The following is a 25,426-nucleotide window of genomic DNA, read 5'->3' as shown; positions in this document are numbered from 1 at the left end:
AGCGCGCGAGGCACCTCGAGCGAGCGCCGGACGGCGGCCTTCGGCGGATGCGGCGTACAATCGGCGCGTGGAGTCGAGGATTCGTGAGCTCGGTTCATCGATCGACCCGAGCGAGGCCGCGCACGCGCTGAGGCTCCTGGTCGCGATCGCGGATCTGCGCTCGTTCTCCGCGGCGGCGGAGCGGCTGGGGCTCACCCCGTCGGCCGTGAGCAAGGCCGTCTCCCGCGCCGAGGCGCGGCTCGGCGTGCGGCTCGTGCAGCGCACGACGCGCCGGGTCTCGCTCACCGACCTCGGCGAGGCGTACGTCGCGCGCGGCCGGCAGCTCCTCGCCGACGTCGAGTCGCTCGAGCGCGACATCGCTGCGCGCGACCAAGCGGTGCGCGGTCCGCTGCGCGTCGCGGCGCCGGCGGTCTACGGCGCGTGCCGCGTCGCCCCGCTCTGCGCGCGCTTCCAGGCCGAGCACCCGGGCGTGACCGTCGATCTCCGCTGCGGCGACCGGCTCGCCGACCTCGTCGAGGAGCGGATCGACGTCGCGGTCCGCATGGTCACCGCCCCGCCCGCCGAGCTCGTCGCGCGCCCGCTCGAGGACGACCGGCGCGGCCTCTACGCGAGCCCGGGCTACCTCCGCCGGCGCCGCGCCCCGCGCGACGCGGCCGAGCTCGGCGCGCACGCCGGGCTCCGCTACGGCCCGGGCGGCGCGTCGCACGCCGTCTTTCGCCTCGTCGAGCCCGGCGGCGCCGAGGCGCCGGTGCGGGTGCCCGCGGTCTTCTCGAGCGACAGCGTCCTCGCGGTGCTCGAGGCCACGCGCGCCGGCCTCGGCGTGGCCGAGCTCCCCGCGTACCTCGTCGCGGACGACGTCGCCGCCGGCCGCCTGCGCGAGGTGCTCGCCGGGTGGCTGCCGGTGCGCCGCCGGGTCGTCGCGGTGTACCTCCCGTCGCGCTTTCTGCCCGCGCGCGTACGCGCGTTCGTCGACCACCTCGCCGGCGCCCTGCGCGCGCCGGACCGACCGCGGCGCTGACGGCGGCGAAGCCATCTCGGGTCCGGAAGCCCCTTAGGGCGGATCATCCGCGGCGCCGGGCCGCGCGACCCTGCCTGTGCTAGACGTGCGCGCCATGAGCGTCGAGGTCGGCATCGTCGGACTGCCCAACGTGGGCAAGAGCACCCTGTTCAACGCCCTGACGGCCGCGAAGGCCGAGGCGCAGAACTACCCGTTCTGCACGATCGAGCCCAACGTCGGCGCCGTCCCTGTCCCTGACGATCGGCTCGCGACGCTCGCGAAGTACATCAAGACCGAGAAGATCGTCCCCGCCATGGTGCGGGTGGTCGACATCGCCGGGCTCGTGCGCGGCGCGAGCACGGGCGAGGGGCTCGGGAACAAATTCCTGAGCCATATCCGAGAGGTAGACGCGATCCTCCACGTCGTCCGCTGCTTCACGGTCGCCGACGTCGTGCACGTCGACGGCGGCGTCGATCCGCTCCGCGACATCGACACGATCGAGACGGAGCTCATGCTGGCCGACCTCGGCTCGCTCGAGGGGATGCTGGAGCGCACGAAGAAGCAGGCGAAGGGCGACAAGGAGCTCCTGCCGAAGATCGCCCTCATGGAGAAGTGTCTCGAGGCGCTTCAGGCGGGCAAGCCGGTCCGCGGGCTCTCCTTCGACGAGGAGCAGCGGAAGGTCGTGAAGACGTTCGGGCTGATCACCTCGAAGAAGGTGCTTTACGTGGCGAACGTCGACGAGTCCGACGTCTCCGGCACGGGCCCGCTCGCGGCGAAGGTGCGCGAGCGCGCCGCGTCCGAGGGCAGCGGCGTCGTGCCGGTGTGCAGCAAGCTCGAGGCCGAGCTGAACGAGCTCGCGCCCGAGGAGCGCGCGGAGATGCTCGAGAGCCTGGGCATGAAGGAGCCGGCGCTCGCGACGCTCGCGCGCGAGGCCTACCGGCTCCTCGGCCTCCAGAGCTACTACACGGCCGGTCCCAAGGAGATCCGCGCCTGGACGATCCCGGTCGGGTGCACGGCGCCGCAGGCCGCGGGCGTCATCCACAGCGATTTCGAGAAGGGCTTCATCCGGGCGGAGGTCTACAGCGTGGACGACCTCGTCGAGCACCGGACCGAGGCCGCCATCCGCAGCGCCGGCAAGCTGCGCGTGGAGGGCAAGACGTACGTCTTCCAGGACGGCGACGTCACGCACTTCCTCTTCAACGTCTGATCTCTCCGTTCCTCGAGCGCGCCCGCTCGCCGCGGGCGCTCCTCGCGAGCGCGCGCAGCGCCCCTGCTCGGCGCGCGCCCCCTTGTGCGCGTGCCCCTGCTTCGCGCGCGCGACGGCATCGCCGTTGCTCCTTGACCGTGTGCGCAGGCGCGGTGTGCCGGCCGCGATCGCCGGCGCTCCGGCCGCGATCGCCGGCGTTCCGGCCGGCCTTGCGCCTCGTGAACGGAGGCAGGGCGGTGCCCAAGACGAGCGGCGGCGCGTGGTGTGTGCTGGTTCTCCTCACCTCGCCGGCGGGCGCCGCGGCGGGCTGTGTCGCTGCCGCGGCCGACGTGCCGCCCGAGGAGGCGGGCGCTCCGGACCCGGGCGGCGGCGCGTCACCTCCTCCGCCCGCGCCGTGCGCGCTGCCGCACGGGTTCCTCGCGGGCGCGCCGCCCCGCTTCCCCGCGACGCCCGCGCCGGCCCTCGGCCACAGGCCCGCGGCGGCTCCCGGCGACGACGCCTTCGGGCGCTTCGTGCGGTCCACCGTCGCGTTCTGCGGTCCCGACGAGCGGCCGTACTTCCTTCGCTACCGCTTCTACCTGACCGGCCCGTTCGCGGGCCGCTGGCGGCGCCCGCCGCTCGCCCAGCCGCTCTGATTGGAGCGCGCCGCGCCTCGCCGCCCCGCCCGCGGCCGGCGCCCGCGCCGCGCGCCGCTGCCACGGCGGCGGCGCGGCGTCCGGTTTTTTGACCCCCCCGATCCGCTCGGCTACCTCCGTCGCCTTCACGGGACGAAAGGACGATCATTTGGGCGCACTCAAAGGATCCATCTCATTCTCGAAGTTCTATGTCCGCGGCGACCTCCCCGAGGGGTTCCGCGACAAGTTCGTCGAGCGAATCCAGCTCCGCGCGTTCCGGCCGCTGACGGTCGACGAGGACGCAGAGCAGCGCGCCGGGTGGTGCTCCATCGAGAACCCGCTCGATTGCGAGCTCGATCACGGCAAGATCTTCTTCAACTCGTACCTCAACCTCGGCCTCAGGACCGATCGCTGGCAGGTGCCCGCGGCGCTCTTCAAGGCGCACTTCGCCGAGGCGGAGCGGGAGCACCTCGCCAAGCGCGGCCGCGAGAAGCTCGGGCGGCGCGAGAAGGAGGAGCTCCGGGCGGTCGTGTCGAGGAAGCTCCGCGCGCAGCTCATGCCGGTGATGAAGGTGGTCGACCTCTCCTGGAACCTGGAGGCCGGCGTCGTGCGGTTCTGGAACCAGTCGCCGCGCGCGCACGAGGGGCTCGCGGAGCTCTTCGAGGACACCTTCGAGCTCGATCTCGTGCCCGAGAGCCCCTACACGGCCGCCCGCGAGCTCGGCCTGACGAGCGAGCAGCTGGCCGCGTTCGAGACGCTCAAGCCCACCGTCTTCCACGCCGAATCGACCCTTGGAGGTGCCCTGTGAGCCTCGCCGAGCTGATCGAGCAGCGCCGGTTCGTCGGCCGAGAATTCCTTGTCTGGCTCTGGTTCGAGAGCGAGCTCTTCGAGGGCCGCTTCTCCCTCGACGCCCTCGGCGTCTGCGAGCTCTGGCTCGAGGGGCAGATCACGCTCGTCCAGGAGAAGGAGCAGAGCCGGCTCAAGGGCGCGGCGCCGAGCAGCGCCCCCGAGGCCCACGAGGCGCTGCGCCAGGGCAAGCTCCCGTCGCAGGCGCGCGTCCGCGTCACCCGTGGCGAGCTCGAGTACGCGTTCCTCTTCAACGCCGACGCGTTCGCGCTCGCGGGCGTGAAGATCCCGAGCGTCGTCAAGGACGCCGTGGACGAGCAGTTCTACGAGCGCATGTACCTCATCGAGGAGCTCGAGACGCTCTTCACCGCGCTCTACGGCGAGTTCCTCGCGCTGCGCCTCAGCGCCGCGTGGGAGACCGGCGTCTTGCCGTTCCTCCGCGCCTGGGTGCGGGGCGAGCCGATCGACGCGGCCGCGTACCAGAAGCTCCGGGGCAAGCTCGCGCCGGTCCGCGGCGCGGCGAGGTCGAGGACGACCCCGCCGCCCGCGGCGGCGCCCGAGCGCGCGGCGCGCGTCGTCGCCTGAGCCGGCCCTCGGCCGAGCGCTGGCCGCGCTGCGCGCGGCCGGCGCGCCCGCGCCGCTACTTCCCCTTCACCTTGCCGTGGATCTGCTTCGCCATCGCGAGGTGCTCGCGGAGCTGCGGGAGCGTCTCCTTGGCGAAGCCCTTCACATCGGCGTCCTTCGCCTCCTTCGAGGCCTTCTCGAACTTCGCGACGTCGTGCTCGTGGTCGTCGACCATCTCGCTCATGTAGGCCTGGTCGAACTCGGTCCCTGTCTTCTGCGACAGCTTGTCGACCTTCTCGCGGTGGTCCTTGTCGAGCTCCTGCGGCACGAGCATGCCCTTCTGCTGCGCGACCTGGGCGAGCCGCTTGTTCGCCGCGGAGTGGTCGTCGATCATCCGCTGCGCGAAGCGCTTCACCTCCGGGCTCGCGGCGCGCTGCTGCGCGACCTGCCCGAGCCGCACCTCGAGGAGCCCTCCCTGGCCAGCCTTCTCGACGAACTCCCGGTCAGCCTTGCTGAGCTTGACCTCGCCGGCCTGGCCTTGATGCCCTGGCGAGCCCTGCCCCTGCGCAGCCACCGAGGCCGGCAGGCTCGCTGTCCCGATCAAGATGGTAAATAGAACAGGCTTGAGCATTGCAATCCCCTCCTTGTCCCGGCCCTCGCCGGGCGGGCGCGCCGAGCGCTGCATGGAACCGGCGCGGCCGGACTCCACGGCTCGGTCCCCCCGGTCGAGCCACCCGTGATCTGTCGTGAGACCCCGGCGCTCTGGCAAGGGGCAGGGGCCACGGCGCGGTCCGCCGCGGCCGCGCGGCGGCCCGCGCTCTCGGCGTCGGCGCGGGCTTCGGCGCCTGGTCGAAGGGCAAACGACCCCCAAGAACTGGGCCCAGGCTGCTCGCTCATCTACCCTCGGCGCCTGTGGTCGGCGATTTCTTCAAGCGCCTCACGAACGGCATCGTCTTCCTGCTCGCCGCCCTGACCTTCTTCCTCGTCCCCATCGGCAGGAAGACGGCCGCGCAGCACCTCGTCGCCATCGTCTCGACGCCGCCCGCCAAGGAGGCCGCCTCGGCCTTCGCCCACATCGCTCGCCGCATCACCGCGGAGGCGCGCTCCGAGCTGGACAAGCTCCGCAACCCGCCGCCCGCGCCGCGCGAGCCGAAGCCGCCGAAGGCGAGACCGCCGTCGTGACCCCGGCCCAGGCCGGCCCGCGCTGGTCCGGCGCGCGGAGGGCTCAGCCCTTGCGCGGATCCTTCACGTTCGGGTGCTCGTTGTAGAACGCGTCGAGGCTCTCCCGGGAGATCTCCGCCTCGATCTCGCCGTCCCTCAGGATCTTCGCCTGACAGCCGAGGCGGCTGCTCGACCGCACGTCGAACGCCTTGTCGAGGATGTCCTCCTCGTCCTCCTCGGCCTCGCTGAGGAGCTCGCGCCCCTTCGTGACGTACACGTGGCAGGTGGAGCACGCGCAGACGCCGCCGCACGCGTCGCCCTCGGGGGCGCCCACGGACTTCGATGCCTGGAGGACGGTCGAGCCCACCGGGACCTCGACCTCCCACGCGCGACCGTGCGCCAGAAAGCGGACCTTCGCCATCAGCTCCTCCTCGCTTCGACGGCGGCCTGCGCCGCGCTCGCGCCGCCCGCGCCGCCCGCCTCGCGGCCCGCGTCGTCCCCTCGGTGCTCGGCCAGGTGCGCGTCCACGCCCTTCGCCGCGGAGACCTTCGCCTCGACGTCCTCGACCTGCTTGCCCGCGATCGCCTTGGCCACGGCGCGGTCCATCCGCCGCCCCGCCCACGCGCGCGTCGCGTCGTCGAGCGCCTCGGTGCGCGCCTGGATCAGCCCCGGCTTGTCGCCGCGGACCGCCGCGTCGAGTGCGCTCAGCGCGCCCTCGATCGCCTCGCGCTCGCCTGGCCCGAGCAGGTCGGCGTCCGCGGAGAGCGCCTTGCGCGTCGCCATCGCCACGCGCTCGCCCTCGACCCGCGCCTCGACCAGCCGCCGCTGGATCAGGTCCTCCTCGCCGTGGTCCAGCGCCGCGAGGAGCATGTTCTCCACCTCCTCGTCGGTGAGCCCGTAGCTCGGCTTCACCTCGACCTTCTGCTCGACCCCGGTCGTCAGCTCGCGCGCGGTCACGCCGAGCAGCCCGTCGGCGTCCACGCGGAACGTCACCTCGAGCCGCGCCATGCCCGCGGGCATCGGCGGGATCCCCTTCAGCACGAAGCGCGCGAGCGACCTGCAGTCGGCGGCGAGCTCCCGCTCGCCCTGCACGATGTGCAGATCGAACCCGGTCTGGTTGTCCGCGTAGGTCGTGAAGACCTGCCGCGCCCCGGCCGGGATCGTCGTGTTCCTCGGCAGGATCTTCTCGGCGACGCCGCCCATCGTCTCGATGCCGAGCGACAGCGGCAGCACGTCGAGCAGGAGCACCTCGTCCGCGCGCTCCATCGAGCCGGCCAGGATGTCGGCCTGGATGGCCGCGCCGAGCGCGACGACCTCCTCCGGATCGATGTCCTTGAGCGGCTCCCTGCCGAAGAGCTTCGCCACGTAGTCGCGCACGTACGGCACGCGCGTCGCGCCGCCCACGAGGATCACGCCGTCGACGTCCGAGGCCTGGACGCCCGCGTCGCGGAGCGCGCGGCGGCAGGCGGCGCCCGTGCGCTCCACGAGCGGCGCGATGAGCGCGTTCAGCTCGTCGCGGGTCACGGTCACGAGCTTCGACGCCGGCTGGCCGGCGCCCGCCTCGCCCGCCTGCACGGGCAGCTCGATCTCGACCCGCTCCGCGTCGGTCAGCGCGTGCTTGATGCTGCGGGCGGTGTCGAGCGCGAGCCGCACCACCTCGGGCGTGCGCCGCGCCGCGCCCATCTCCTGGAGCAGCCGCTCGGCGAGCGCCCGGTCCATGTCGTCGCCGCCGAGCGCGCTGTCGCCGCCGGTCGACTTCACCTGGAAGACGCCGTCGTCGAGCAGGAGGACGGTGATGTCGAACGTCCCGCCGCCGAGGTCGTACACGGCGAACAGGCCGTTTTGCTGCTTGTCGAGCCCGTACGCGAGCGCCGCGGCCGTCGGCTCGTTGAGCAGGCGCAGCACCTCCAGCCCGGCCAGCCGGCCGGCGTCCTTGGTCGCCTGCCGCTGGGCGTCGTCGAAGTAGGCCGGCACCGTGATCACCGCGCCGCCCACGGACCGCAGCTCGCGCTCGGCCGAGGTGCGGAGCTCCCTCAGGATCTCCGCCGACACCTCGACGGGCGTCACGACGCGATCGCGCACCTTGAAGCGCACGCTCTTCGCGTCATCGGGGCCCTTCGGCTCCACGAACTCGTACGGCCCGAGCCGCCGCGTCTCCGGGTCGTTCGCGCCGCGGCCCATGAAGCGCTTCACGCTGACGATCGTCTCGCGCGGGTGGCTCTGCGCTATCCGCCGCGCGCTGTAGCCCACGATCGCGTTCCCGCGCTCGTCGTAGTGCACCACCGACGGCACGAGCCGCTCGCCGTTGCAGTCGTCGATGACCACGGGCCGGCCGTCGCGCACGCGGGCGACGAGCGAGTTCGTCGTCCCGAGATCGATGCCGATCGGGCTGGGCCTTGCCTTGGGATCGAAAATTTCGAGGAGGGTCATGTCTGATCCGCGAGTTCTTCTTCGATTGCGCTCACTTCGTCGAGGAAGCGCCGGATGTAGCGGAGCTCGCTCAGCATGGCGAGCACGCCCTTCATCCGTTCCGGGTCGTTCCCTGCGGCGGCGAAGGCCGCCTGGATGGCGGCGAGGGTCGCCTGCTCGCGCGCCCGCATCCCGTCGCCGAGGCGCGCGATCCGCGCGCGATCGCGCCGCTTCGACGCCTCGGAGAGCTCCTCGCGCGACTCCATCATCTCCATCAGCAGGGCGGGGGAGGCCTTCTGCTCGCCCTCCTCGCCCCGCGCGATCCCGGCGCGCTGGAGCAGCGCCTCGGCCCGGCGGATCGGATCCCTGAGGACGCGCAGGGCGTCGTTCGCCTCGATCGCGCGCCCCAGCGCGAGCCTCCGCTCGGCCGCGGGGGCGCCCGCGTAGCGATCGGGGTGGAGCGCGCGCGAGAGATCGCGGTGGCGCTGCTCGAGCGCGCGCAGGTCGAGGTCGAACCGAGGCTCGACGCCCAGGATATCGAAGGGATCGGTCATCACGTGCTCTGGGGAGGAGCGCCTCGGCGGCGAGGGCGGGCGCTCCCTGCGGCGGCTCAGGCCACCGTGAACGAGTGCCCGCAGCCGCAGCGCGTCGCCTCGTGCGGGTTCTTGAACTTGAAGCCCTGGTACATGAGCGTCTTCTCCCAGTCGAGCACCGAGCCGCCCAGGTAGAGGATGCTCTTCTTGTCGCAGAAGACGCGCACCGTGGCCTTGCCCGGCTCCGCGAACTCCAGGACGAGATCGCCGGATCGGGGCGGTTTGTCCTCGAACTCGATGACGTAGGAGAACCCGGAGCAGCCGCCGCCGCGGATCCCGACCCGGATGGCGCCCTCGGGCGTGCCGCGCTTGGCGAGCTGGGCGCGGATGGCCTGGACCGCCGCGTCGCTCACCGAGAGCGTCCGCTTCGACTTGGCCTCCGCCTCTCCCGCGGCCCCGCTGCTCTGCGCGGGCGCGGCGTCCGCCGCGGCGTGCGCGGGGTGGGCCCCGCTGTCCGCGGCTCTCGTCGTGGTCGTCTCCTCGCTGCTCTGCATGGCGCTGCTCCCTCTCCGGTGCTCCGGGCCGCCCCGGAAGCCGGTGTGTTACTCCGCGCTCGCCGTCGCGGTGCCCTCGGGCGCGGCGCCGGCGAGCTCTTTCTTCGCCTGCTGCTTGGCCCGGAAGTCGGCGATCGCGCTCTTGATCGCGTCCTCGGCGAGGACCGAGCAGTGGATCTTCACCGGCGGCAGGTGGAGCTCCTCGGCGATCATGCTGTTCTTGATCGTCTCCGCCTCGTCGATCGTCTTGCCCTTCAGCCACTCGGTGGCGAGCGACGACGACGCGATGGCCGACCCGCAGCCGAACGTCTTGAACTTCGCGTCCTCGATGACGCCGCCCTCGCCGACCTTGATCTGCAAGCGCATGACGTCGCCGCAGGCCGGAGCGCCGACGAGCCCGGTGCCGACGCGCTCGTCATTCTTGTCGAGCGTGCCGACGTTCTGGGGGTTCTCGTAGTGCTCGATGACCTTATTGCTGTATGCCATGGCTCTCTCCTCGACCGTTTCCTTTCCTCTCGAAACCTTGCTCTGACGGGCCTTCGCGGCCCCTCAGTGGGCCGCCCACTGCACGGTGTTGAGGTCGATCCCCTCTTTGTGCATCTCGTAGAGCGGCGACATGTCGCGCAGCTTGTTCACCTTGCGGATCACCAGGTCGGCGACGTAGTCGACCTCTTCCTCGGTGGTGAAGCGCCCGAGCCCGAAGCGGATGGATGAGTGGGCCAGGTCGTCGCCGATGCCCATGGCGTGCAGGACGTAGGAGGGCTCGAGGCTGGCGCTCGTGCACGCCGAGCCGCTGGAGACGGCCACGTCCTTGATCGCCATCATCATGGCCTCGCCCTCGACGAAGCTGAACGACACGTTGAGGTTGCCCGGCAGGCGCCGATCGGGCGAGCCGTTCAGCTGGATGGCGTCGAGCTCCTTCCAGAGCCGGGTCCGGAGCCGCTCGCGCAGCGACAGGATGCGCGCCGACTCCGCCTCGCCCTCCTCGAGGAGGATCTCGGCGGCCTTGGCGAACCCGACGATGCCGGGCACGTTGAGCGTGCCGGACCGCACGCCGAACTCGTGGCCGCCGCCGTCCATCTGCGCGGTGATGCGGACGCGCGGCTTCGACCTGCGCACGTAGAGGCAGCCGATGCCCTTCGGCCCGTAGATCTTGTGGGCCGTCACCGACGCGAGGTCGACCCCCATCTGCTCGACGTTGAAGGGGATTTTCCCGACGCCCTGCACCGCGTCGCTGTGGAAGAGGATCCCCTTCGATTTCGTGATCTTGCCGATCTCGGCGATGGGCTGGACCGTGCCGACCTCGTTGTTGGCGAGCATGATCGAGACGAGGATCGTCTTGTCGGTGATCGCCCTGGCGACGTCGTCCGGGTCGACCATCCCGTACTTGTCGACCTTGAGGTAGGTGACCTCGTAGCCCTGCTTTTCGAGCCGCTTGCAGGTGTCGAGCACCGCCTTGTGCTCGATGACGCTCGTGATGATGTGGTTGCCTTTGTCCTTGTAGAACTCGGCGACCCCCTTGATGGCGATGTTGTCGCTCTCGGTCGCGCCGGAGGTGAAGATGATCTCCTTCGGGTTCGACGCGCCGATGAACTTGGCGAGCGTCTCGCGAGCGTGGCTGACGGCCTCCTCGGCGGTCCAGCCGAAGACGTGGCTCCGGCTCGCGGCGTTGCCGAACTTGCTGTTGAAGTACGGCAGCATGGCGTCGAGGACACGCGGATCGACCGGGGTCGTCGCGTGGTAGTCCATGTAGATCGGAAGTTGGATGGCCATGATGTTCTCGCTCAGCGGTGATTCGAGCCCTGGCGGCACTGCCCATTGCCGCCGCGGATGCCGGCGACGAGCTCGGGCTCAGCCTTGCTCTTGTCGTGAAGATTACAGTTCGTGCAGGCGGCGACGAGCTCCGCCGGGTCGCACGTCTCGCAGGTGTCGAGGTAGGCGAGGCTCGCGACGAGCTCGTGTTCGAGGTTCTCGAGGTGCGCGATCTGCTCCCGCACCTCTTCGAGCTTCTGCTGGTAGACGTCCCGGATGCGCGACATGGCGCCGGGGGCCGACGAGGACGACTCCCAGGTCGAGACGATCTGCTGGATCTGGCTCAGCGACAGGCCGAGGTCGTGGAGCTTGCCGATCCACCGGACCCGGGTGAGGGCCGCGTGGTCGTAGAGCCGGTAGCGCCCCTTGGAGCGGGCGTGCGGCCTGAGCAGCCCGACCTCCTCGTAGTGGTGGATGGCCCGCACCGTCTTCCCGGTCGCCTTGGCGATGTCGCCCACCTGCAGGAGGCGCTCGTCTTCCTCGGCCTCGGCGCAGCCACCGGCCCGAGGACCGTCCGTTCTGGACGTGCTGGACAGGAGGGGCCCGTCGATGCTGTGCTCGTGCGCGACAGGGAGATGGTGCCGGGTCGTCATGGTGCGCCAGGTTGAAACCCTGACCCTTACGTATGCGTGAGGGTTGCGGACCTTCTAGGGCGCTGGACGGAGGCTGTCAACCGGCTTGTACTGGTACCGACATGGGGCGGTGCCCAGGCCGCCGGCCCGGCGTTCCAGGTTGAGGCGTCCGCGGCCGGCGTCCCAGGTTGAGGCGCCGCGGTTGAGGCGCCCGCGGCCGGCGTCCCAGGTTGAGGTGACCGCGGCCGGCGTCCCAGGTTGAGGCGCCCGCGGCCGGCGTCCCAGGTTGAGGTGACCGCGGCCACGTCCCAGGTTGAGGCGCCCGGCGTCCCAGGTTGAGGTCGCCGCGCCGCATCCCAGGTTGAGGTCGCCGCGCCGCGTCCCAGGTTGAGGTCGCCGCGGTTGAGGCCGCCGGGGTCCCAGGTTGACGGTCGCCGCAGCGTCCCGGGTTGAGACCGCCACGGTTGAGGTCGCCGGCTTCCCAGGTTGAGGCGCTCGCGCCCGCGTCCCAGGTTGAGATCGCCCCGAGGTTGAGGTCGCCAGGTCGCCCCGCCGCAGCTGGAACCCTGATGTCACGCTCTGACAGGATCTCCGCAACCGAAGAGACACCCCTGGAAGATACATTCCTGCGGTGAAGCAAGGATGCTTATGCCGGGCCGGCTCGGCTGAGCTCGGCAATTCCATCCTCGGAGCCAACGCCGCCGTGACGAGCGCCTCGATCACGAACGTCGCGAGGCAGCTCGTTGCCGATCATCACACCTGGACGAACGGTAAGGTGCATTGTGCTCGCCGCACTGACCGTCGGAATCGGGCGATCAGCAAGTTTGACTTGCTTATTGGCCACCGACGAGCCGCGCGACAACAAGGGAATCGACGAACACTGAAGCCGCAATTTTCCGCTTAGAAGCCGCCGCGAAACGCCCCAAGTGTAGAAATTTACAGTTTTGGTGCAATATGTATGATCTCTCACCGCGACGGAAGGTTGGCTTACTAGGGCTTTTTCTTACCTGCGGCGCACACTTCTGTCCGTAACCTGCCCGCCGGGTTGTCTCGGGCGCATGGTTGAGGTAGTAGGGGCACATCGACCAAGGCTTTTCTGGCGTTTTATGATGACGAGCTATGAATATCGCGCTCCGCGCTGCACCAAAGGGGGGGGGGACTCCCGAAGGGAAGGAGAGCGATGGTAAGTACGCTCACTGCGGTTATCCTTGCGCTGGTGCTCTCCTGGGCGGCGACGCCGCTCGCGCGCAGGTTGGCGTTCGCTGTGGGGGCGGTCGATGAGCCGACCGCGCGCCGCGTGCACACCCGGCGCATCCCGCGCCTCGGCGGGCTCGCGATCGTTGCAGGTTTTTTGCTTCCGCTTTTCATCCTCGTGGCGCTGCAAACCGACATCGCGCTTCAGTGGTTCTCGCAGCGCTCGCTCGTCGTGGGCCTGCTGGCGGGCGGGCTGACGATCGCGGCGGCAGGCGCCTGGGACGACACCAAGGGGATGCGCGCGCGGCACAAGCTGCTCGCGCAGATCCTCGCCGCGTCGATCGCGTGGATCTGCGGGCTCCGCCTCGAGTGTGTGACGCTGCCGTACTTCGGCCACGTCTCCTTCTGGCCGCTGTCCTTTCTCGTGACGATCCCGTGGTTCGTCGCGATCATCAATGCGGTCAACCTGATCGATGGGCTCGACGGGCTCGCCGCGGGCGTGGGCTTCTTCGCGTGCGTCGCCAACTTCATCACCGCATACCTGGGCGGCTACCCGGGCAACCTGGTGATTTGCCTGCTGGCGGCGACGCTGGCGGGCGCGATCGTCGGATTCCTGTTCCACAACTTCCACCCCGCGACGATCTTCATGGGCGACACCGGGAGCATGTTCCTCGGGTTCATGCTCGCGGCGATCCCGCTCTTCGGCGTGGGCACGGCCAAGGGGGGCACCGCGCTCGCGGTCCTCGTGCCGCTGCTCGCGCTGGGCCTGCCGATCTTCGACATGATCTCGGCGATGGTGCGGCGCTTCATCGCCCGAAGGCCGATCTTCTCGGCAGACCGGTCGCACATCCACCACAAGCTCCTCGATAAAGGCCACTCGCACCGCGGCGCGGTGCTGATCCTCTACGGGCTCAGCCTGCTCTTCACCGTGGTGGCGCTCGTGGCGTACGTCGGCCGCTCGCACGAGATCGGCTTCGCGCTGGTGGCCTGCAGCGCGGTGCTCTTCATCGTGGTGCGCGCAGCGGGCTCGTTCGCGCTCTTCGGGGCGCGCCCCGCCGCCTCCAAGCGCTCGCGCGAGGCGGTCGTCGAGGCGCTGCGCCGCGCCGTGCCGCGGGCGCTGCTCGAGATCGAGACCGCGAGCGGGCCCGAGCGGCTGCGCGTGGTGCTCGAGCGCTTCGCGGCCGAGGCGCGGCTCCTGGCCATGGAGGTGAGCTCCAAGGGCGCGAACGGCAGCGCGCGCGTGAAGCCCTGGACCTGGACGCGGGACGTGGCGACGCCGCTGCAGCTGCGCGAGGCGGTGGCCGCGGTGTTCACCTTCGATCTCGGGGGCGAGACCGTCGAGCTGCGGTTCCGCTGGGACAGCGAGGAGAGCGCGGTCAACCCGCAGGCGGACATGTTGCTGCAGCTCGTGGCCGACTCGGCGGAGCGGCTGCTGCTGCGCCGGCCGTCCTCGCGCACGCTGGAGCCGCTTCCCCAGGGGCGCCTGTCGGTGGTCTGAGCCCTTCGTCCAGCGGCTTTCGGAGCTCGTATGCCCGGGCCCGTCGGACGACCCAGGAGATACAGTGGAGCTCATTCGTAAAGTCGTCGACTTCAACACAAAGGCGAACGCGCTTTATTACCGGTTCACGGATCGCCCGCACTACTGGAAGGTCTACCAGGGGTTCGTGGACGAGGCGGTCCTCCCAGCGAAGGACGTGATCCACCTCGGCTGCGGGCCGCTGTGGTTCGGCAAGGTGGCGACGGTGCCGCTCGACGGAAAGACCATCTACGCCGTCGATCCGGACGAGGAGGCGCTCGCGAGGAACCCGGCGCCACAGCACATCTGCGCGTTCGGCGAGTCGGTCCCGCTGCCGGACGGTTGCGCCGACGTGATCGCCGCGGACCACCTGCTCGAGCACCTCCAGAGCCCTGAGGCGGTGCTGCGCGAGGCGCATCGCCTCTTGCGTCCAGGCGGGCGCTTCGTGTTCACAGCGCCCAACCTCCTCTCGTACTCGGGGCTGGCGACGCACCTGACGCCGCAGTGGTTCCACGATTTCTATGTGGGCCGGCTGCGCAGGTGGAGCGGCAGCAAGAACGCCAAGCCGTACCAGACCTACTTCCGCATGAACACCCTGTGGGCCGTACGCCGCATCGCGAAGCAGGCGGGCTTCCGCGTGGACAAGCTCTATACGGGGGTCGATCACCCGGCCTATACGGTGTTCTTCCCCGGCATCCACCAGGCAGCGGTGGCGCTGCACGTGCTGCTGGCGAGGGTCGATGCGCTCGCGCCGTTCCGCATCACGCTCACGGGGAGCCTCGTCCGGGAGTAGGGCGCGCCTTCGCGCTCGGCCGCGAGCTCGTCGTCGCGGCCGGGCGCTCTCGGGCGGGGCGCGTCACCACCGGACGCGAAACCCGCCGCGAAAGCCGCCCCGGACCTGGAAGCTCGTCGAGAAGACCGCCGCCGCCCGCGGCTGCCGGAAGCAAGGGAACCACACGCCCGAGCTCCGGTCCGGCGTGAGCGCTCTGCCCTCGATCGCGATCGATCGAGCCCGCAAAGCGGCCTCATCGAGCCTGAGCCGGGAGCTCCCGCTCGTCTGGCCGCCGAGGATCTCGTCGTGGATCGCGAGCTCCCGCTCGGAGAGCTCGAGCGCCCGTCGATGCACGGGGGCTCCGGGGAGGAACCGGTACCCGTCGTGCTCTGCCTCCACGGCGACGTGCGCGCGGGCCTGCTCGATCCGGCGCACCTCGGCGCGGGCACGGCGGCCGACGCGGAACGCGCTCCACACCTCGCTCGAGTCGGCGCCGCCGAGCTCGATGGTGTTGTGCGCGCGCGTGGCCCGGGTCTCCTCCCGATCGCGATCCGCCTTGTAGCTGGAGACGCCGTAATCGACGACGGCGCGCTCGCCCCCGATCCACAGCTCGAACGTGAGCGCGTCGGCGTGCACGTGCCCGGGCTGATACGACGCCCCGTCCGCCCCGGCGTCGAACGCGAGCCAGGCCCCAGCGCCGGAGCGCAGGATCACCCAGCCGGTCGCGGCGAGGCGATGGAGCGACGGCGCGCCGTCCGGCGCGGCGCCGGGCGATCGGGCCGGATCGAAGAGGCCGAGCTCCTCGCCGAGGCCGAGGACGGCGTCGAGCTCGGGCGCGGCGTCGAGCGCGGCGTCGTTGAACAGAGGATAGGTGCCGTCCGGAGCGCGGACCGCCGCGGCCCACGAGAGCGCCCTCTCCGCCGTCGTCCGCCAGAGCTCGGGCACCTCGCGCCCGGACGCTCGCGCGAGCTCGATCGCCTCGAGCAGCGCGGCCGTCAGCGCGAGGTGGTACGAGGCGGAGAGCTCGAAATGCCCGCCGTCCTCCAGGAACTGCTCCGGCAGCTGCCAGGCGAGGAGCGCCGAGCCGAGCTTCCACCACGCCTCGGCCTCGAGCCCTTCGGTCACCGCGCCGCCGCACACGAGCCCGATGGCGTTCTCCACCAGATGATTGCCGAGCAGGTGCAGCTCGAGGCCGAGCGCGATGGCCCGACAAGCGCGCCCGAGCTCGGCCGAGAGCCCAGGACGCCCGAGGCGCGCGGCGACCGCGAGCCGGCGGGCGCGCACCGAGGCGGGGAACGGATGCGACGCGATGGGGTCGTCCCACACGCTCGGGGCCTCGAGCGTCGGATCGGCCCCGAGCTCGTAGCCATAGGCGCGCTCGTACGCATGCAGCAGCGATCCTTCGGGGATCGCGGCCAGGCGCGCGCCGCCGCGCGCTCGTTCGGCGTCCGCGAAGGCCGCGAAGCGCGCGCGCGGCGGGGCGAAGCCGGGGCGGACGCGCGGAGGTCGCGCCGACGTGGGGACCTTGCCGAGCGCGCGCTGACCGAGCGCGAGCGGGCGGGCGAGCACCTGAATCGGATGGAGCTGCGCCACGGTACGGGCCATGCGCGGGAGGTTCATGCCCTGCTTCTCTCCTGTTCTCCTCGAGAGCCCGAACGAAGGAGCACGCGCTCCAGCACCTCGATGTAGTCGCGCGCGAGCGCGTCGCGATCGAACGAACGCATGACGTAGGACCGCCCCGCTTCCCCCATGCGGCGCCGCCTGTCGGCGTCGGACGCGAGCTCGACGATGGCCCGGGTCATGGCCGGCACGTCCTCGGGCGGAGCAAAGATGCCGGCGCGCGCCTCCTCGACGATCTGCCGCGCCTCGCCGTCGACCGAGATCACGACCGGGCGCGCCATGGCGAGGATCTCGAAGATCTTCGAGGGGATCACGGTCTCGAACAGCTCGGTCTTGCGCAGGGGAACGAGGCAGATGTCGGCGGTGGCGTACACCTCGGCGATCGCGTCGCGCGGGAGCGCGCCGAGGAACGTCACGTTGGTGAGCCCGAGCTCACGCGCGCGCGCCTCCAGGCTCGCCCGCTCCGCCCCCTCTCCGACGAAGAGGAAGCGGATGTCGTCGCGCGCGAGCAGGCCTTGGGCCACGTCGAGCACCGCGGAGAGGCCGTGCGCCATCCCGTGCGTGCCGACGTACGCCACCACGAGGCGGTCCCCGAGGTCGAGCTTCGCCCGGAGCGGCGTGTCGCGCGGCGACGGCGTGAACCGGCCGAGATCGACGCCGTTGCGGATGACCTCGATCTTGTCGGCGGGCACGCCCCGGGCGACGAGGCGCTCGCGGAAGCTCTGCGTGACGACGACGATCTCGTCGGCCACCCGGTAGAGCTGCTCCTCGACGACCGTGAGCCCACGCACGACCGGGTGCCCTGCCGGGAGCGCGCCCACGGCAACGATGGACTCGGGCCAGAGATCGCGCACCTCGAAGACGAACGGCAGCCGGCGGGGCGCGGCGAGCCCGTAGCCGGCGACGGCCGTCAAAAAGTGGGGGCTCGTCGCGATGAGCACGTCGCTCGGAGGCAACGCGAGCTGCGCGAGCGTCAGCGCGGAGGCGGCGAACGACCCGTACGCCAGCGAGCGCCGCACCTTGCCCCGGTTGGGGGCGGCGTAAATCCACGTGCGGAGGACCCGCACTCCATGGAAGTCCTCCTCGATGCGGACCCGACCTCGGTACTCGGGCGGGACGACGCCGGTGGGGTGGTTCGGAAGGCCTGTGAGGACGGTGACCTCGTGTCCGGCGCGACGCCAGGCTCGGGCGAGCTCCGAGACGCGCGCCGCGGGGGCGCCCGGCTCGGGTGGGAAGTAAGGGGAGACGTAAAGGATGCGCATGATCTGCGTGGCGCTTCAGGCCATGTCCTCGTTGGGGGTTGGTTCGTCCGTTCTCCTGGCGGAGCCGCTCGTGCCCGCGGCCGCCGCAGGCTCGGACCGAGGCGGAGCGGGCCGCCGGCACCCGGACGGCGACGCAGGAGCCCTACGGGCCCGACGATGACGGCTGGCCGAGGCGTGCGTGGCGCAGGGGCCGCTCAGGTCCATGGCGCACTGTACCCATGGCAGCGAGCTTGCGCCGCAGGTGCTTGACGAACGAGGCCGTCACGAGCGCCACGAGGACCCCGATCCCCAGCGTGAGCGTGATTTTGAGCAGGGCGGTGAGCTCGCCCCGGAACTGATTGTACGCGAAGGACGCGAGGCACGCGCCGGTCGCCCGGCCAAGGAGCGACGTCTCGCGCGCGGCTGCCACGACGAGCGGCAACATGAAGAAGACGCCGCACATCATCGAGATCTGGATGAACGTACCGACGAGGCCGAAGTTCAAGTACCCCTCGGCGGCGGCGCTCATCGCGTAGCCGCCGCCGCTGCGCGCAAAGTCCGGATCCTTCCACATCACATAGCGCTGCGACAGGGCGAGCGGCCGGTCCTGCCAGAGCGGGCTGGGAACAAGGATGAGCACGGCGTTGATCCAGCTCTCGCCCGGGTAGTTCACGAGGGGAGGCTTCTCGTTCACGATGCTGGCGAGGTTGTCGTAGACGCGCTGGAGCTCGACAATATCCAGCACGTTCTCAGTCTGCTCGAGGCGCGCGGCCGCCGACTCGAGCTGCGCGTCGAGCCCGCTGCCCTGCTTGAAGCGGAAGCCGTCGATCGCAATTCCGTAGAAGATGGCGCACACCACGCCGATGGCCAGCCACAGGCGCCGGATCTGGATACCGAAGGCATGCAGCCCGAGCCCGACGGAGGCGACGGCAAAGATGAGAGCGCCTCGCCGCCCCGTCGCCGTATAGATCAGGAAGCTCAGGAGGAACGACGCCCCGGCGACGGACACCAGCGTCGGGACCCGTAGGCGGGCCTTGCGGAGCGACGCGAATCGGAGAAAGAAGTAGACGGCCGCGAGCTGGATCAGGTACCAGCCCGAGATCAGGATGCCCTTGCCGAACCCTTCGAGGTAGGTGTCCGCGTAGCTCAACGTGAAGAACCTCCTCACGCCGATCGAGGCGATCCACGCGAACACGAGCCCGAGCCCGAGCACTCCGACCACCATGTTCCCCCAGTCCTGGTCCAGGATGGCCTTCGGCTTCTGCATCGGCACCAGGCGCTCCAGGTTCGGCGCTTCGGGGGGCCGGCTCAGGGCGGTGCACACGAGCGCGCATCCGGCTGCGCCGGCGTAGGCCACCTCCATGGCCGCCTCGTCGCGGCTCGACAGATGGAGTGTGCTGGACATCAGCAGGCGCAGGACGGGCGTGTAAGCGACGCTGAGGAAGTACGTGACCGGCACGTACGTCTCCGGATCGAGCGGATGGAAGCGGGGACCGCCGGCGCGCGCGAGCGACGGGACGAGCATCAGGATCACGAGGCCGATCGTCCACCCGAGCCCGTCGCCGAGCGACCCCTCGAGGATGGGGCCAAGCGCCGCGAGGGCGGCGACGAGGAGCGCCGCCCAGAGCCGGACGCGCGGCGCCCTCGCCTGGTCGGGGGCTGTCTTGACAGCGCGACGAGCGCCGCGGGTGCGGGGGAGCCCCCGACCGCCGGGGAGCCTCAAGGACAGCAAGGGCCGGCGCTCCTCAATTCGGCAGGGGCGGCGGAGGCGGCTCCGCGGGGCTCCCGGGCGCCGGTTCGGCAGGCGTCTGGTAGTAACCGTCGCTCTTGTAACCGTAGTAGTGATAGACGCCGTACTCTTTCCGGTTCAAGTCGACGGCGTTCAGCACGACCCCCACGGTCTTGCCCCCGACGTCGTAAAGCGCCCGGATCCCGTGGCGCGCGAAGTCGCGCGTCGTGATGGCCGCTCGCACGACGAGCACGGTGCCGTCGACCAACGTGGACAGCACGGTGCCGTCGGTCACCGCGACCAGGGGAGGGCTGTCGATGAGCACGCGGTCGAAGCGGCCCTGCAGCTTGCGGAGCAGCGCCTTGAAGCGATCGCTGTGCAGGAGCTCCGCCGGGTTGGGCGGGATGGGGCCCGCGGGGATGACGTAGAGGTTCTCCACCTCCGTCTTGAGCGCGCTCTCGTCGTCGATGACCGAGTCGTCGAGCAGCGCGCTCGTGACGCCGATCTCCATGCCTTTTCCGAAGATATGGTGGAGGCGCGGCTTGCGGAGGTCGCAATCGATGAGGACGACCCTCTGCCCTGCCTGCGCCATGGCGACGGCGATGCAGCAGACCGCCGTCGTCTTCCCCTCCGCGGGCCCGGCGCTCGCGATGAGCAGCGTCTTGTAGGGGCGGTCGGGGGCCATGAAGAGCAGGTTGGTCCGGATCGCGCGGGCGGCCTCGGCGATCCCGCTCTTCGGTTGATCGTGGACGACGAGCTCGCGACGGCCCAGCTGGGCAGCGCGCCTGCCGCGGCGGTTCGCCCTGCGGAGCTCGGCCTCCCGCTTGTTCCCTTTGTCGAACTCCGGCAAGAGGCCCAGGAGGGGCAGCCCGAGCTCCCGCTCCACCTCATCCGGCGTCTTCAGGGTGCGATCGAGCAACGCCCGCCCGAGCGCCGCCACGATCCCGAGGAGCAGCCCGGCGAAGATGCCGAGCGCGATGTTGGTCGCGACGCGGGGGCGCAGGGGCTCGACCGGGCGGCTCGGCCGGTCGAGGACGCGGATGTTGTTCACCCGCATCATCCGCTGCAGGTCGCTCTCCTTCGTGCGCTCGAGCACGAGCTGGTAGAGCTTCTCCGTGTTGTCCTTGGTCCTGCGGAGGCGGTCGTACTCGATCTTCAGCGAGTTCAGCTCGAAGGCCTGCTTCCTCGCGTTCTCGAGCAGCGTCGCGAGGCCCGCCTCCTGGCGCTTCACGATGGCGAGATCGCGGCTCACCGCTCCCTGGACGTTCTTGACCTCGGCGATGAGCGCGCTCCTGTTGGCGGCGATCCGCTCGTTGGCCGCGCGGACGTCCGGGTGATTCTCGCCCTTGCCGGAGCCGATGAGCGAGTCGCGCTCGCGGACGCACTCCTCTTGCCGCGCCCGCAGCATCTGGAGCACCGGGCTCTGGATGAGCTCGGAGGCGGGGAGGTCGGTCGGGCTGTTCGGGTCGACCTTCGATAGCTCGAGGCTCCGCGCGGTGAACTCCTCCCGTCGCGTGCGCACGGACGTGAGGGCGTCGTTGATCTGCTTCATCTCCTCGCGAAGCAGGTTGGTCTGATCCTCGAAGTCCACGTCGAGGATGTTGTTGCTGAGCTTGTACTCGTGGAGCGAGGTCTCGCTCGCCTCCAGGTCGTTCTTCAGCTTGTCGAGCTGCGTCCTCAGCCAGTCGACGGCCGAGTTCGTCGAGGCGAGCGCTTCATCGAGGTTCTGCTCGATGTACACATCCATCAGGGTCGAGAGCACGCGCTGCGCGCGCTCTCGATCCGCATCGTTGTAACGCACGATCGCGAGGCGGCTGTCCTTCACCGGCTCGACCAAGAGCCGCTCGAGCAGCAGATCCGCGGCCTCCTCCGGGGTCACGGACTTGGGCGCGGGGGCCGCCGCCTCCTTCGGGAGGTTCTCCAGGAAGTAAGTGTCGTTCTGCAGGCTCAGCTGGGCGACGACCGCGAGCGCCACCCGCGTCGAACGGATGATCTTGTACTGGGTCTCGTAATAGTCGCGGTTGTTCCAGTACGACCCAGCGCCCATGTCGACCACCGCGTCGACCCCGCGGCCGAGCGGCCTCGGAGGATTCGGATCGAACAGCACTGTCGCCGTCGACTGATAAATTTTCTTCTGGCCGAGCGTGTAGAAGGTGACGCTGAGGGCGACGAAGATCATCGTCGCGAGCGCGGTGGCCCAGTGCTTGCTGACGATGCGCCAGGCGGCGACGAGATCGAACGAGCGCTCGGCCGAAGCGTCGCTGGGGGACAGGGAAGGCGAGGGGGCTCTGAATTCGTCAGCCATAAGTCGTACGCGCTAAGCGCGTTTCCCAGGGTAGGGGTCCGCGCGGAGGGCTAAGGTGCCCCCCAAGTCCCCAAAATTCAAGCCGGCGTTCCGAATTGGGCGGGGATGTAGTATAACATGCGCACGTCGGGCTGTCCACGGCCCGAACGCCGGGCGGCGGCGCGGAGGAGTGCGCGCTGGGAGGACTTTTGCTCGCAGCTGCCGCTCCTCCGGGATGGATTACACTTCGGCCGCGTGCGCAGCGCTACGCTCGCTCGCTGAGGACAAGCAGAATGACACGGTCATCGATGGTAACGCGTGCAGGCGCGATGGCGGCGTGCTCCGCGCTTCTTCTCGCGGGAAATGACGCGTTCGCAGACTGGCCATCTGCCCGTCACGACCCGCAGCGCACGGGCGCCACACCGTCAACGAGCAATATCGCCAAGCCGGCTCCCTACTGGCGATCGTACCTGGGCGGCGCGCTCACGTCGAGGAGCATGTTCGCAGGCGACGTGAACCAGGATGGCGAGGTCGACCTGCTCTTCGCTTCCGGAGGGCGCGTGACGCTCTCCGATCCGCAGGGCTTCACCCGCTGGAGGACCCCTTCGATGGACTTCCGGGGGCTGCAGGCGGTCGAGGATCTCGACGGGGACGGGCTGCTCGAGGTGGTCGCCGTGACCGGCGCCGGGGCGGCCGTGCTCGATGGAGCGAGCGGAGTCGTCCTCTGGATGGAGCACGCCACGGAGCTCGGCGTGCTCGGAGCAGCGCGCCTCGCGGACTTCAACGACGACGGCCACCTCGATCTGTTCCTCGACGAGTGCGGCTGCTGCGCGGTGAAGACCGACAGCCCGGGCGTCATCTACAGCTTCGCGCGGGGGTTCAGCGCCGTGGAGACGCTGCCCCCCCCGCCGCGGCGCTCGCGCTGCAACGCCGCCATCGACACGGTCGGCGACTGGGACGGGAACGGAATCGCCGATCTTCTCGTGTCCTCTCAGGAACGGCTGTTCTTCGTCTCCGGGGCTGGGGACGTCTTCGCGGAGTCCGCGATCGTCGGCGCGCACCTCGGGGGCGCGACGTGCGAGGCCGTGACGCTGGGCGACCCCCCGGGCCGCCAGCAAGCGCTCTGCTTTCAGAATCGGGTGTTCGGCGCGCAGGGGGCGCGCGAGGTCTCCCTGCTCGCGTACAGACCGGGCGAGAGCCCGTCGCTGGCCGTCGCCTGGCGGAGGACGCTCAGCCCCAACGACGGCGGCGACGCCCGGGCGCCGACGCGCCTCGCCTGGGATCTCGACGGCGACGGCGCGCTCGAGGTGCTGGCGAGCGGCAAGACGGGCGAGGCGTGGACGTCCTTCGTGCTCGACGCGGCCACCGGCGCCGAGCTCGCCGTCATCCCCGACGAGATCGTGCAGGGAGCGGTCCCGGGAGAGGCCGGCGCCGAGCAGTGGATCCTCACCTCGCGCGAGGAGCGCGTGTCGGCGTTCCGGTTCAGCCGCGCGGCAGGGCAGCGGGTCGAGCGGCTCTGGTCGCTCGACGGGGAGCTGGTCCGCACGCGGTACGACTGGGAGCGCGCGCAGCACACAGGGCTCAGCCAGTCGTTGATCATGCCGGATCTCGACGGCGACGGGCGCGGCGAGCTCGTGCTCGAGTCGACCTCGGCGCCGGTGGCGGTCACCGCGTACGCGACGCGCGCGGACGGCGCCTCGCCGGCCGCGGCTTACCGGGTCGACCTCGGCGTCGGCGTCGGGGCGCTCGACGCGCCGGCGGCGACGTCTCCGGGGTCGCCGCGGCTCATGGTCTCCCGCGAGGACGGCTTCCTCACGCTGCTCGACGCCTCGCTCGCGCCGACGAACCTCGTGCACGAGGGGCGCGAGGTCGTGCCGGGGCTGCGCGTCGGCGGCTACCTCGCCGGCCCCGGCGCCTACGTGAACTTCGGCCGCGCGCCGATCGCGGCGAAGCTGTCGCCGGGGGACACGGCCGACAGCGTGGTCGTCGTCGACAGCCGGGGCGATCTCGTCCGGGTCGCGTCCGAGGACGCGAGCAACGTCGCGCCGGCCAAGGCGGCCTGGCGCGTCGTCGACGCGTTCGGCGCCTCGATCTGGCCCGCCGACGACGGCTCGCCGGCGACGCTCGCGTGCTTCCGGCGGCGCCACCCGCTCGTCGATCCGCCGAGGTACGCCGTCGTGGCGCTCGACGCGAACGGCAGGCAGACGAGCGAGACCGCGGTGCAGAAGCCGCCCGCGTGGGACGTGCTGCACGGAGACCTCGACGGCGACGGGGCGCCCGAGCTCGTGGCGCTCACGGTCGACGCCGCCTACCGCACCGAGATCCTCGCGCTCGATCGGAGCGGCGGGGTGCGATGGAAGGACGACTTCAGCGCCTCGGCCGGGACGCAGGCCGTCGCGATCGCCGACTGGAACGGCGATGGGGGGGAGGACGTGGTCGTGGCGATCAACTCCGCCCGGGTGCTGTCGGGCCGGGACGGCCGCGCCCTCCGCGAGAGCACGGAGCGGTTCCCCTACTTCATGCCGATCCTCGCGGACGTGTCGGGCGACGAGCAGCTCGAGATGACGCTGCAAGGGGGGTACCACCCCGAGCGGACGCTGCCGCACGATCTGAGCTCCGCGCTCTGGAAGGGGCCCGCGAACAGCCGGCCGTACCCGCACGGCGCGATCGCGAGGTGCGAGGGGAGGTCGCTCCTCGTCGAGGGCTCGTACTTGCAGCCGGCGCGCCTCACGTTCACCAAGCTCGACGGCCCCGGCGCCGGCCAGTCGAGCTCCGTCGTGCTCGCCGGCGACGCCGTGTTCCCGGACGAGCAGGCCGCGGAGCAGGCGGGCGCGGTCATGGGCCAGCTCAGCGACGCCGCGATCTCGCAGAACCTCACCGGGCTCCCGTCCGCGGGCCCCGCCGTCGTGATCGGCTCCACGAACGGCTTCCTCTACGCGGTCGACGCGTGCTCGGAGCGCCTCCTGTGGTCGTACGCCTTCGGCGAGCCGGTCGGCTCGCCGATCCTCGCGGACACCGACGGCGACGGCCACGACGACATCGTCGTGAGCGTCGCGGACGGCTACCTCTACAACCTGAGGCACGAGATCCTGCCCGCGCCCGAGTTCGTCTGGGAGATCGACCCGATCGCGAGCCCCAGCGAGGACGTTGACGAGATCGAGACCCGAGACACCCTCCACGTGAAGTGGTCGAAGGTCCCGGCGGCGACGTCGTACCAGGTGGCGGTCGTGGGCGGCCAGGGGAACTACGTGAGCTCGCCGCCGTGGCGGGACGTCGGCGACGTCTCCGAGGCGTCCATCGGCGGATTGCCGCTCCTCGACGGGGCGAAGTACTACGTCGGCGTCCGCGCGGTCTCCGCGGCGGGGCTCTCCCCGGACCGCGGCTCGGACGGGGTGATCGTGCGCATGCCGCAGGGCGAAGGGGGCGCCGGTGGGGACGGCGCCGGTGGGGCGGGGGCCGGCGGGGCCGGCGCCGGCGGGGCCGGCGCTGGCGGTGGCGGCGGCGGGGCCGGTGGGGCTGGCGGCGCGGGCGCTGGCGGCGCCGGCGGGGCGGGGGCCGGTGGGCCCGGCACGGGCGGCGCCGACGGCGCGCTGCCGTTGGACACGCTCCTCTATGGCCGGGGCTGCGCCTGCTCCGAGGCGCCCGGGCAGCCCGGCGCCTCGTGGGCGGCTGGCCTCGGCGGCGTCGCGCTCGCGCTCCTCGCCCTCGGCAGGGCCCGAGCCACGGCGGCCGTTCCGGCGCGCCGCCGCGCGAGCGCCGGGCGGTCCTAGAGCGGTTTTCGCCCGCTCTGGTACATGCGTT

The 25,426-nt window shown here is 71.0% G+C and carries 21 protein-coding genes; 9 read left to right on the top strand and 12 right to left on the bottom strand.

Annotated features, from left to right (window positions below; genetic code table 11):
- Window positions 1–67 precede the first annotated feature (67 nt).
- The 5 genes from WME83_RS42565 (at window position 68) to WME83_RS42545 (ending at window position 4,249) form a co-directional block, all read left to right on the top strand.
- The gene (locus WME83_RS42565; RefSeq protein ID WP_437315429.1) at window positions 68–1,018 is read left to right on the top strand and encodes a LysR family transcriptional regulator; all 951 of its coding nucleotides are present in this window, start codon (window positions 68–70) and stop codon (window positions 1,016–1,018) included.
- A 94-nt stretch (window positions 1,019–1,112) separates the two neighbouring features.
- The gene (ychF, locus tag WME83_RS42560) at window positions 1,113–2,204 is read left to right on the top strand and encodes a redox-regulated ATPase YchF (RefSeq protein WP_437315428.1); all 1,092 of its coding nucleotides are present in this window, start codon (window positions 1,113–1,115) and stop codon (window positions 2,202–2,204) included.
- Between the two features lie 236 nt (window positions 2,205–2,440).
- Window positions 2,441–2,839: a hypothetical protein gene (locus WME83_RS42555; protein ID WP_437315427.1), complete on the top strand. Its 399-nt coding sequence runs from the start codon at window positions 2,441–2,443 to the stop codon at window positions 2,837–2,839.
- A 148-nt stretch (window positions 2,840–2,987) separates the two neighbouring features.
- Window positions 2,988–3,626: a hypothetical protein gene (locus WME83_RS42550; RefSeq protein WP_437315426.1), complete on the top strand. Its 639-nt coding sequence runs from the start codon at window positions 2,988–2,990 to the stop codon at window positions 3,624–3,626.
- Window positions 3,623–4,249: a hypothetical protein gene (locus WME83_RS42545; protein WP_061623024.1), complete on the top strand. Its 627-nt coding sequence runs from the start codon at window positions 3,623–3,625 to the stop codon at window positions 4,247–4,249. Before WME83_RS42550 ends, WME83_RS42545 begins: the two co-directional genes overlap by 4 nt.
- Before the next feature lie 55 nt (window positions 4,250–4,304).
- Here WME83_RS42545 and WME83_RS42540 read toward each other — a convergent pair whose 3' ends face one another.
- Window positions 4,305–4,832: a DUF4142 domain-containing protein gene (locus WME83_RS42540; protein WP_437315425.1), complete on the bottom strand. Its 528-nt coding sequence runs from the start codon at window positions 4,830–4,832 to the stop codon at window positions 4,305–4,307.
- A gap of 308 nt (window positions 4,833–5,140) precedes the next feature.
- Between WME83_RS42540 and WME83_RS42535 the strand changes: the two genes are divergently transcribed.
- Window positions 5,141–5,410: a hypothetical protein gene (locus WME83_RS42535; protein WP_437315424.1), complete on the top strand. Its 270-nt coding sequence runs from the start codon at window positions 5,141–5,143 to the stop codon at window positions 5,408–5,410.
- A 43-nt stretch (window positions 5,411–5,453) separates the two neighbouring features.
- Here WME83_RS42535 and WME83_RS42530 read toward each other — a convergent pair whose 3' ends face one another.
- The 7 genes from WME83_RS42530 to WME83_RS42500 form a co-directional block, all read right to left on the bottom strand.
- The gene (locus tag WME83_RS42530) at window positions 5,454–5,810 is read right to left on the bottom strand and encodes a 2Fe-2S iron-sulfur cluster-binding protein (protein WP_437315423.1); all 357 of its coding nucleotides are present in this window, start codon (window positions 5,808–5,810) and stop codon (window positions 5,454–5,456) included.
- Window positions 5,810–7,819, bottom strand: coding sequence for a Fe-S protein assembly chaperone HscA (gene hscA, locus WME83_RS42525; RefSeq protein WP_437315422.1), 2,010 nt, complete (start codon window positions 7,817–7,819; stop codon window positions 5,810–5,812). Before hscA ends, WME83_RS42530 begins: the two co-directional genes overlap by 1 nt.
- The gene (gene hscB / locus WME83_RS42520) at window positions 7,816–8,352 is read right to left on the bottom strand and encodes a Fe-S protein assembly co-chaperone HscB (protein ID WP_020740394.1); all 537 of its coding nucleotides are present in this window, start codon (window positions 8,350–8,352) and stop codon (window positions 7,816–7,818) included. Before hscB ends, hscA begins: the two co-directional genes overlap by 4 nt.
- Window positions 8,353–8,408: 56 nt before the next feature.
- A complete protein-coding gene (locus WME83_RS42515; RefSeq protein WP_437315421.1) occupies window positions 8,409–8,885 on the bottom strand; it encodes a HesB/IscA family protein in 477 nt (158 codons plus the stop codon).
- A gap of 48 nt (window positions 8,886–8,933) precedes the next feature.
- Window positions 8,934–9,371, bottom strand: coding sequence for a Fe-S cluster assembly scaffold IscU (gene iscU / locus WME83_RS42510; RefSeq protein ID WP_437315420.1), 438 nt, complete (start codon window positions 9,369–9,371; stop codon window positions 8,934–8,936).
- A gap of 63 nt (window positions 9,372–9,434) precedes the next feature.
- Window positions 9,435–10,652 carry an IscS subfamily cysteine desulfurase gene (locus WME83_RS42505; RefSeq protein WP_437322107.1) on the bottom strand — a complete coding sequence of 406 codons (1,218 nt, stop codon included), beginning with the start codon at window positions 10,650–10,652 and terminating at the stop codon, window positions 9,435–9,437.
- Between the two features lie 17 nt (window positions 10,653–10,669).
- Entirely contained in the window at window positions 10,670–11,290 is a 621-nt protein-coding gene (locus WME83_RS42500; protein WP_437315419.1) for a MerR family transcriptional regulator, read from the bottom strand.
- A gap of 1,243 nt (window positions 11,291–12,533) precedes the next feature.
- On the opposite strand from WME83_RS42500, the gene WME83_RS42495 reads away from it, so the two are divergent.
- Both WME83_RS42495 and WME83_RS42490 read left to right on the top strand, forming a co-directional pair.
- The gene (locus WME83_RS42495; RefSeq protein ID WP_437315418.1) at window positions 12,534–13,961 is read left to right on the top strand and encodes an MraY family glycosyltransferase; all 1,428 of its coding nucleotides are present in this window, start codon (window positions 12,534–12,536) and stop codon (window positions 13,959–13,961) included.
- 64 nt (window positions 13,962–14,025) lie between these two features.
- On the top strand, window positions 14,026–14,772 hold the full coding sequence (locus WME83_RS42490) for a class I SAM-dependent methyltransferase (protein ID WP_437315417.1): 747 nt from the start codon (window positions 14,026–14,028) through the stop codon (window positions 14,770–14,772).
- 63 nt (window positions 14,773–14,835) lie between these two features.
- Here the strand turns inward: WME83_RS42490 and WME83_RS42485 are convergent, their stop codons facing one another.
- From WME83_RS42485 to WME83_RS42470, 4 genes are all read right to left on the bottom strand, one after another.
- Window positions 14,836–16,371 carry a heparinase II/III domain-containing protein gene (locus tag WME83_RS42485; RefSeq protein ID WP_437315416.1) on the bottom strand — a complete coding sequence of 512 codons (1,536 nt, stop codon included), beginning with the start codon at window positions 16,369–16,371 and terminating at the stop codon, window positions 14,836–14,838.
- Complete coding sequence (locus WME83_RS42480; protein ID WP_437315415.1) at window positions 16,368–17,633, bottom strand: glycosyltransferase family 4 protein; 1,266 nt, start codon at window positions 17,631–17,633, stop codon at window positions 16,368–16,370. Before WME83_RS42480 ends, WME83_RS42485 begins: the two co-directional genes overlap by 4 nt.
- A gap of 142 nt (window positions 17,634–17,775) precedes the next feature.
- Window positions 17,776–19,344 (bottom strand): O-antigen polysaccharide polymerase Wzy, encoded by a 1,569-nt coding sequence (gene wzy / locus WME83_RS42475; protein ID WP_437315414.1) that lies wholly within the window; start codon window positions 19,342–19,344, stop codon window positions 17,776–17,778.
- Between the two features lie 13 nt (window positions 19,345–19,357).
- Window positions 19,358–21,646, bottom strand: a complete 2,289-nt coding sequence (locus WME83_RS42470; protein WP_437315413.1) for a GumC family protein — start codon at window positions 21,644–21,646, stop codon at window positions 19,358–19,360.
- Between the two features lie 476 nt (window positions 21,647–22,122).
- Between WME83_RS42470 and WME83_RS42465 the strand changes: the two genes are divergently transcribed.
- Complete coding sequence (locus WME83_RS42465) at window positions 22,123–25,395, top strand: FG-GAP repeat domain-containing protein (protein ID WP_437315412.1); 3,273 nt, start codon at window positions 22,123–22,125, stop codon at window positions 25,393–25,395.
- The last annotated feature ends 31 nt before the right edge of the window (window positions 25,396–25,426 follow it).

The sequence above is a fragment of the Sorangium sp. So ce385 genome, assembly GCF_051474135.1.
Classification (GTDB): Bacteria; Myxococcota_A; Polyangia; order Polyangiales; family Polyangiaceae; genus Sorangium; species Sorangium cellulosum_D.
Note: the sequence above shows the minus strand (reverse complement) of the source record. Positions and strands in the feature narration are given on the sequence as shown.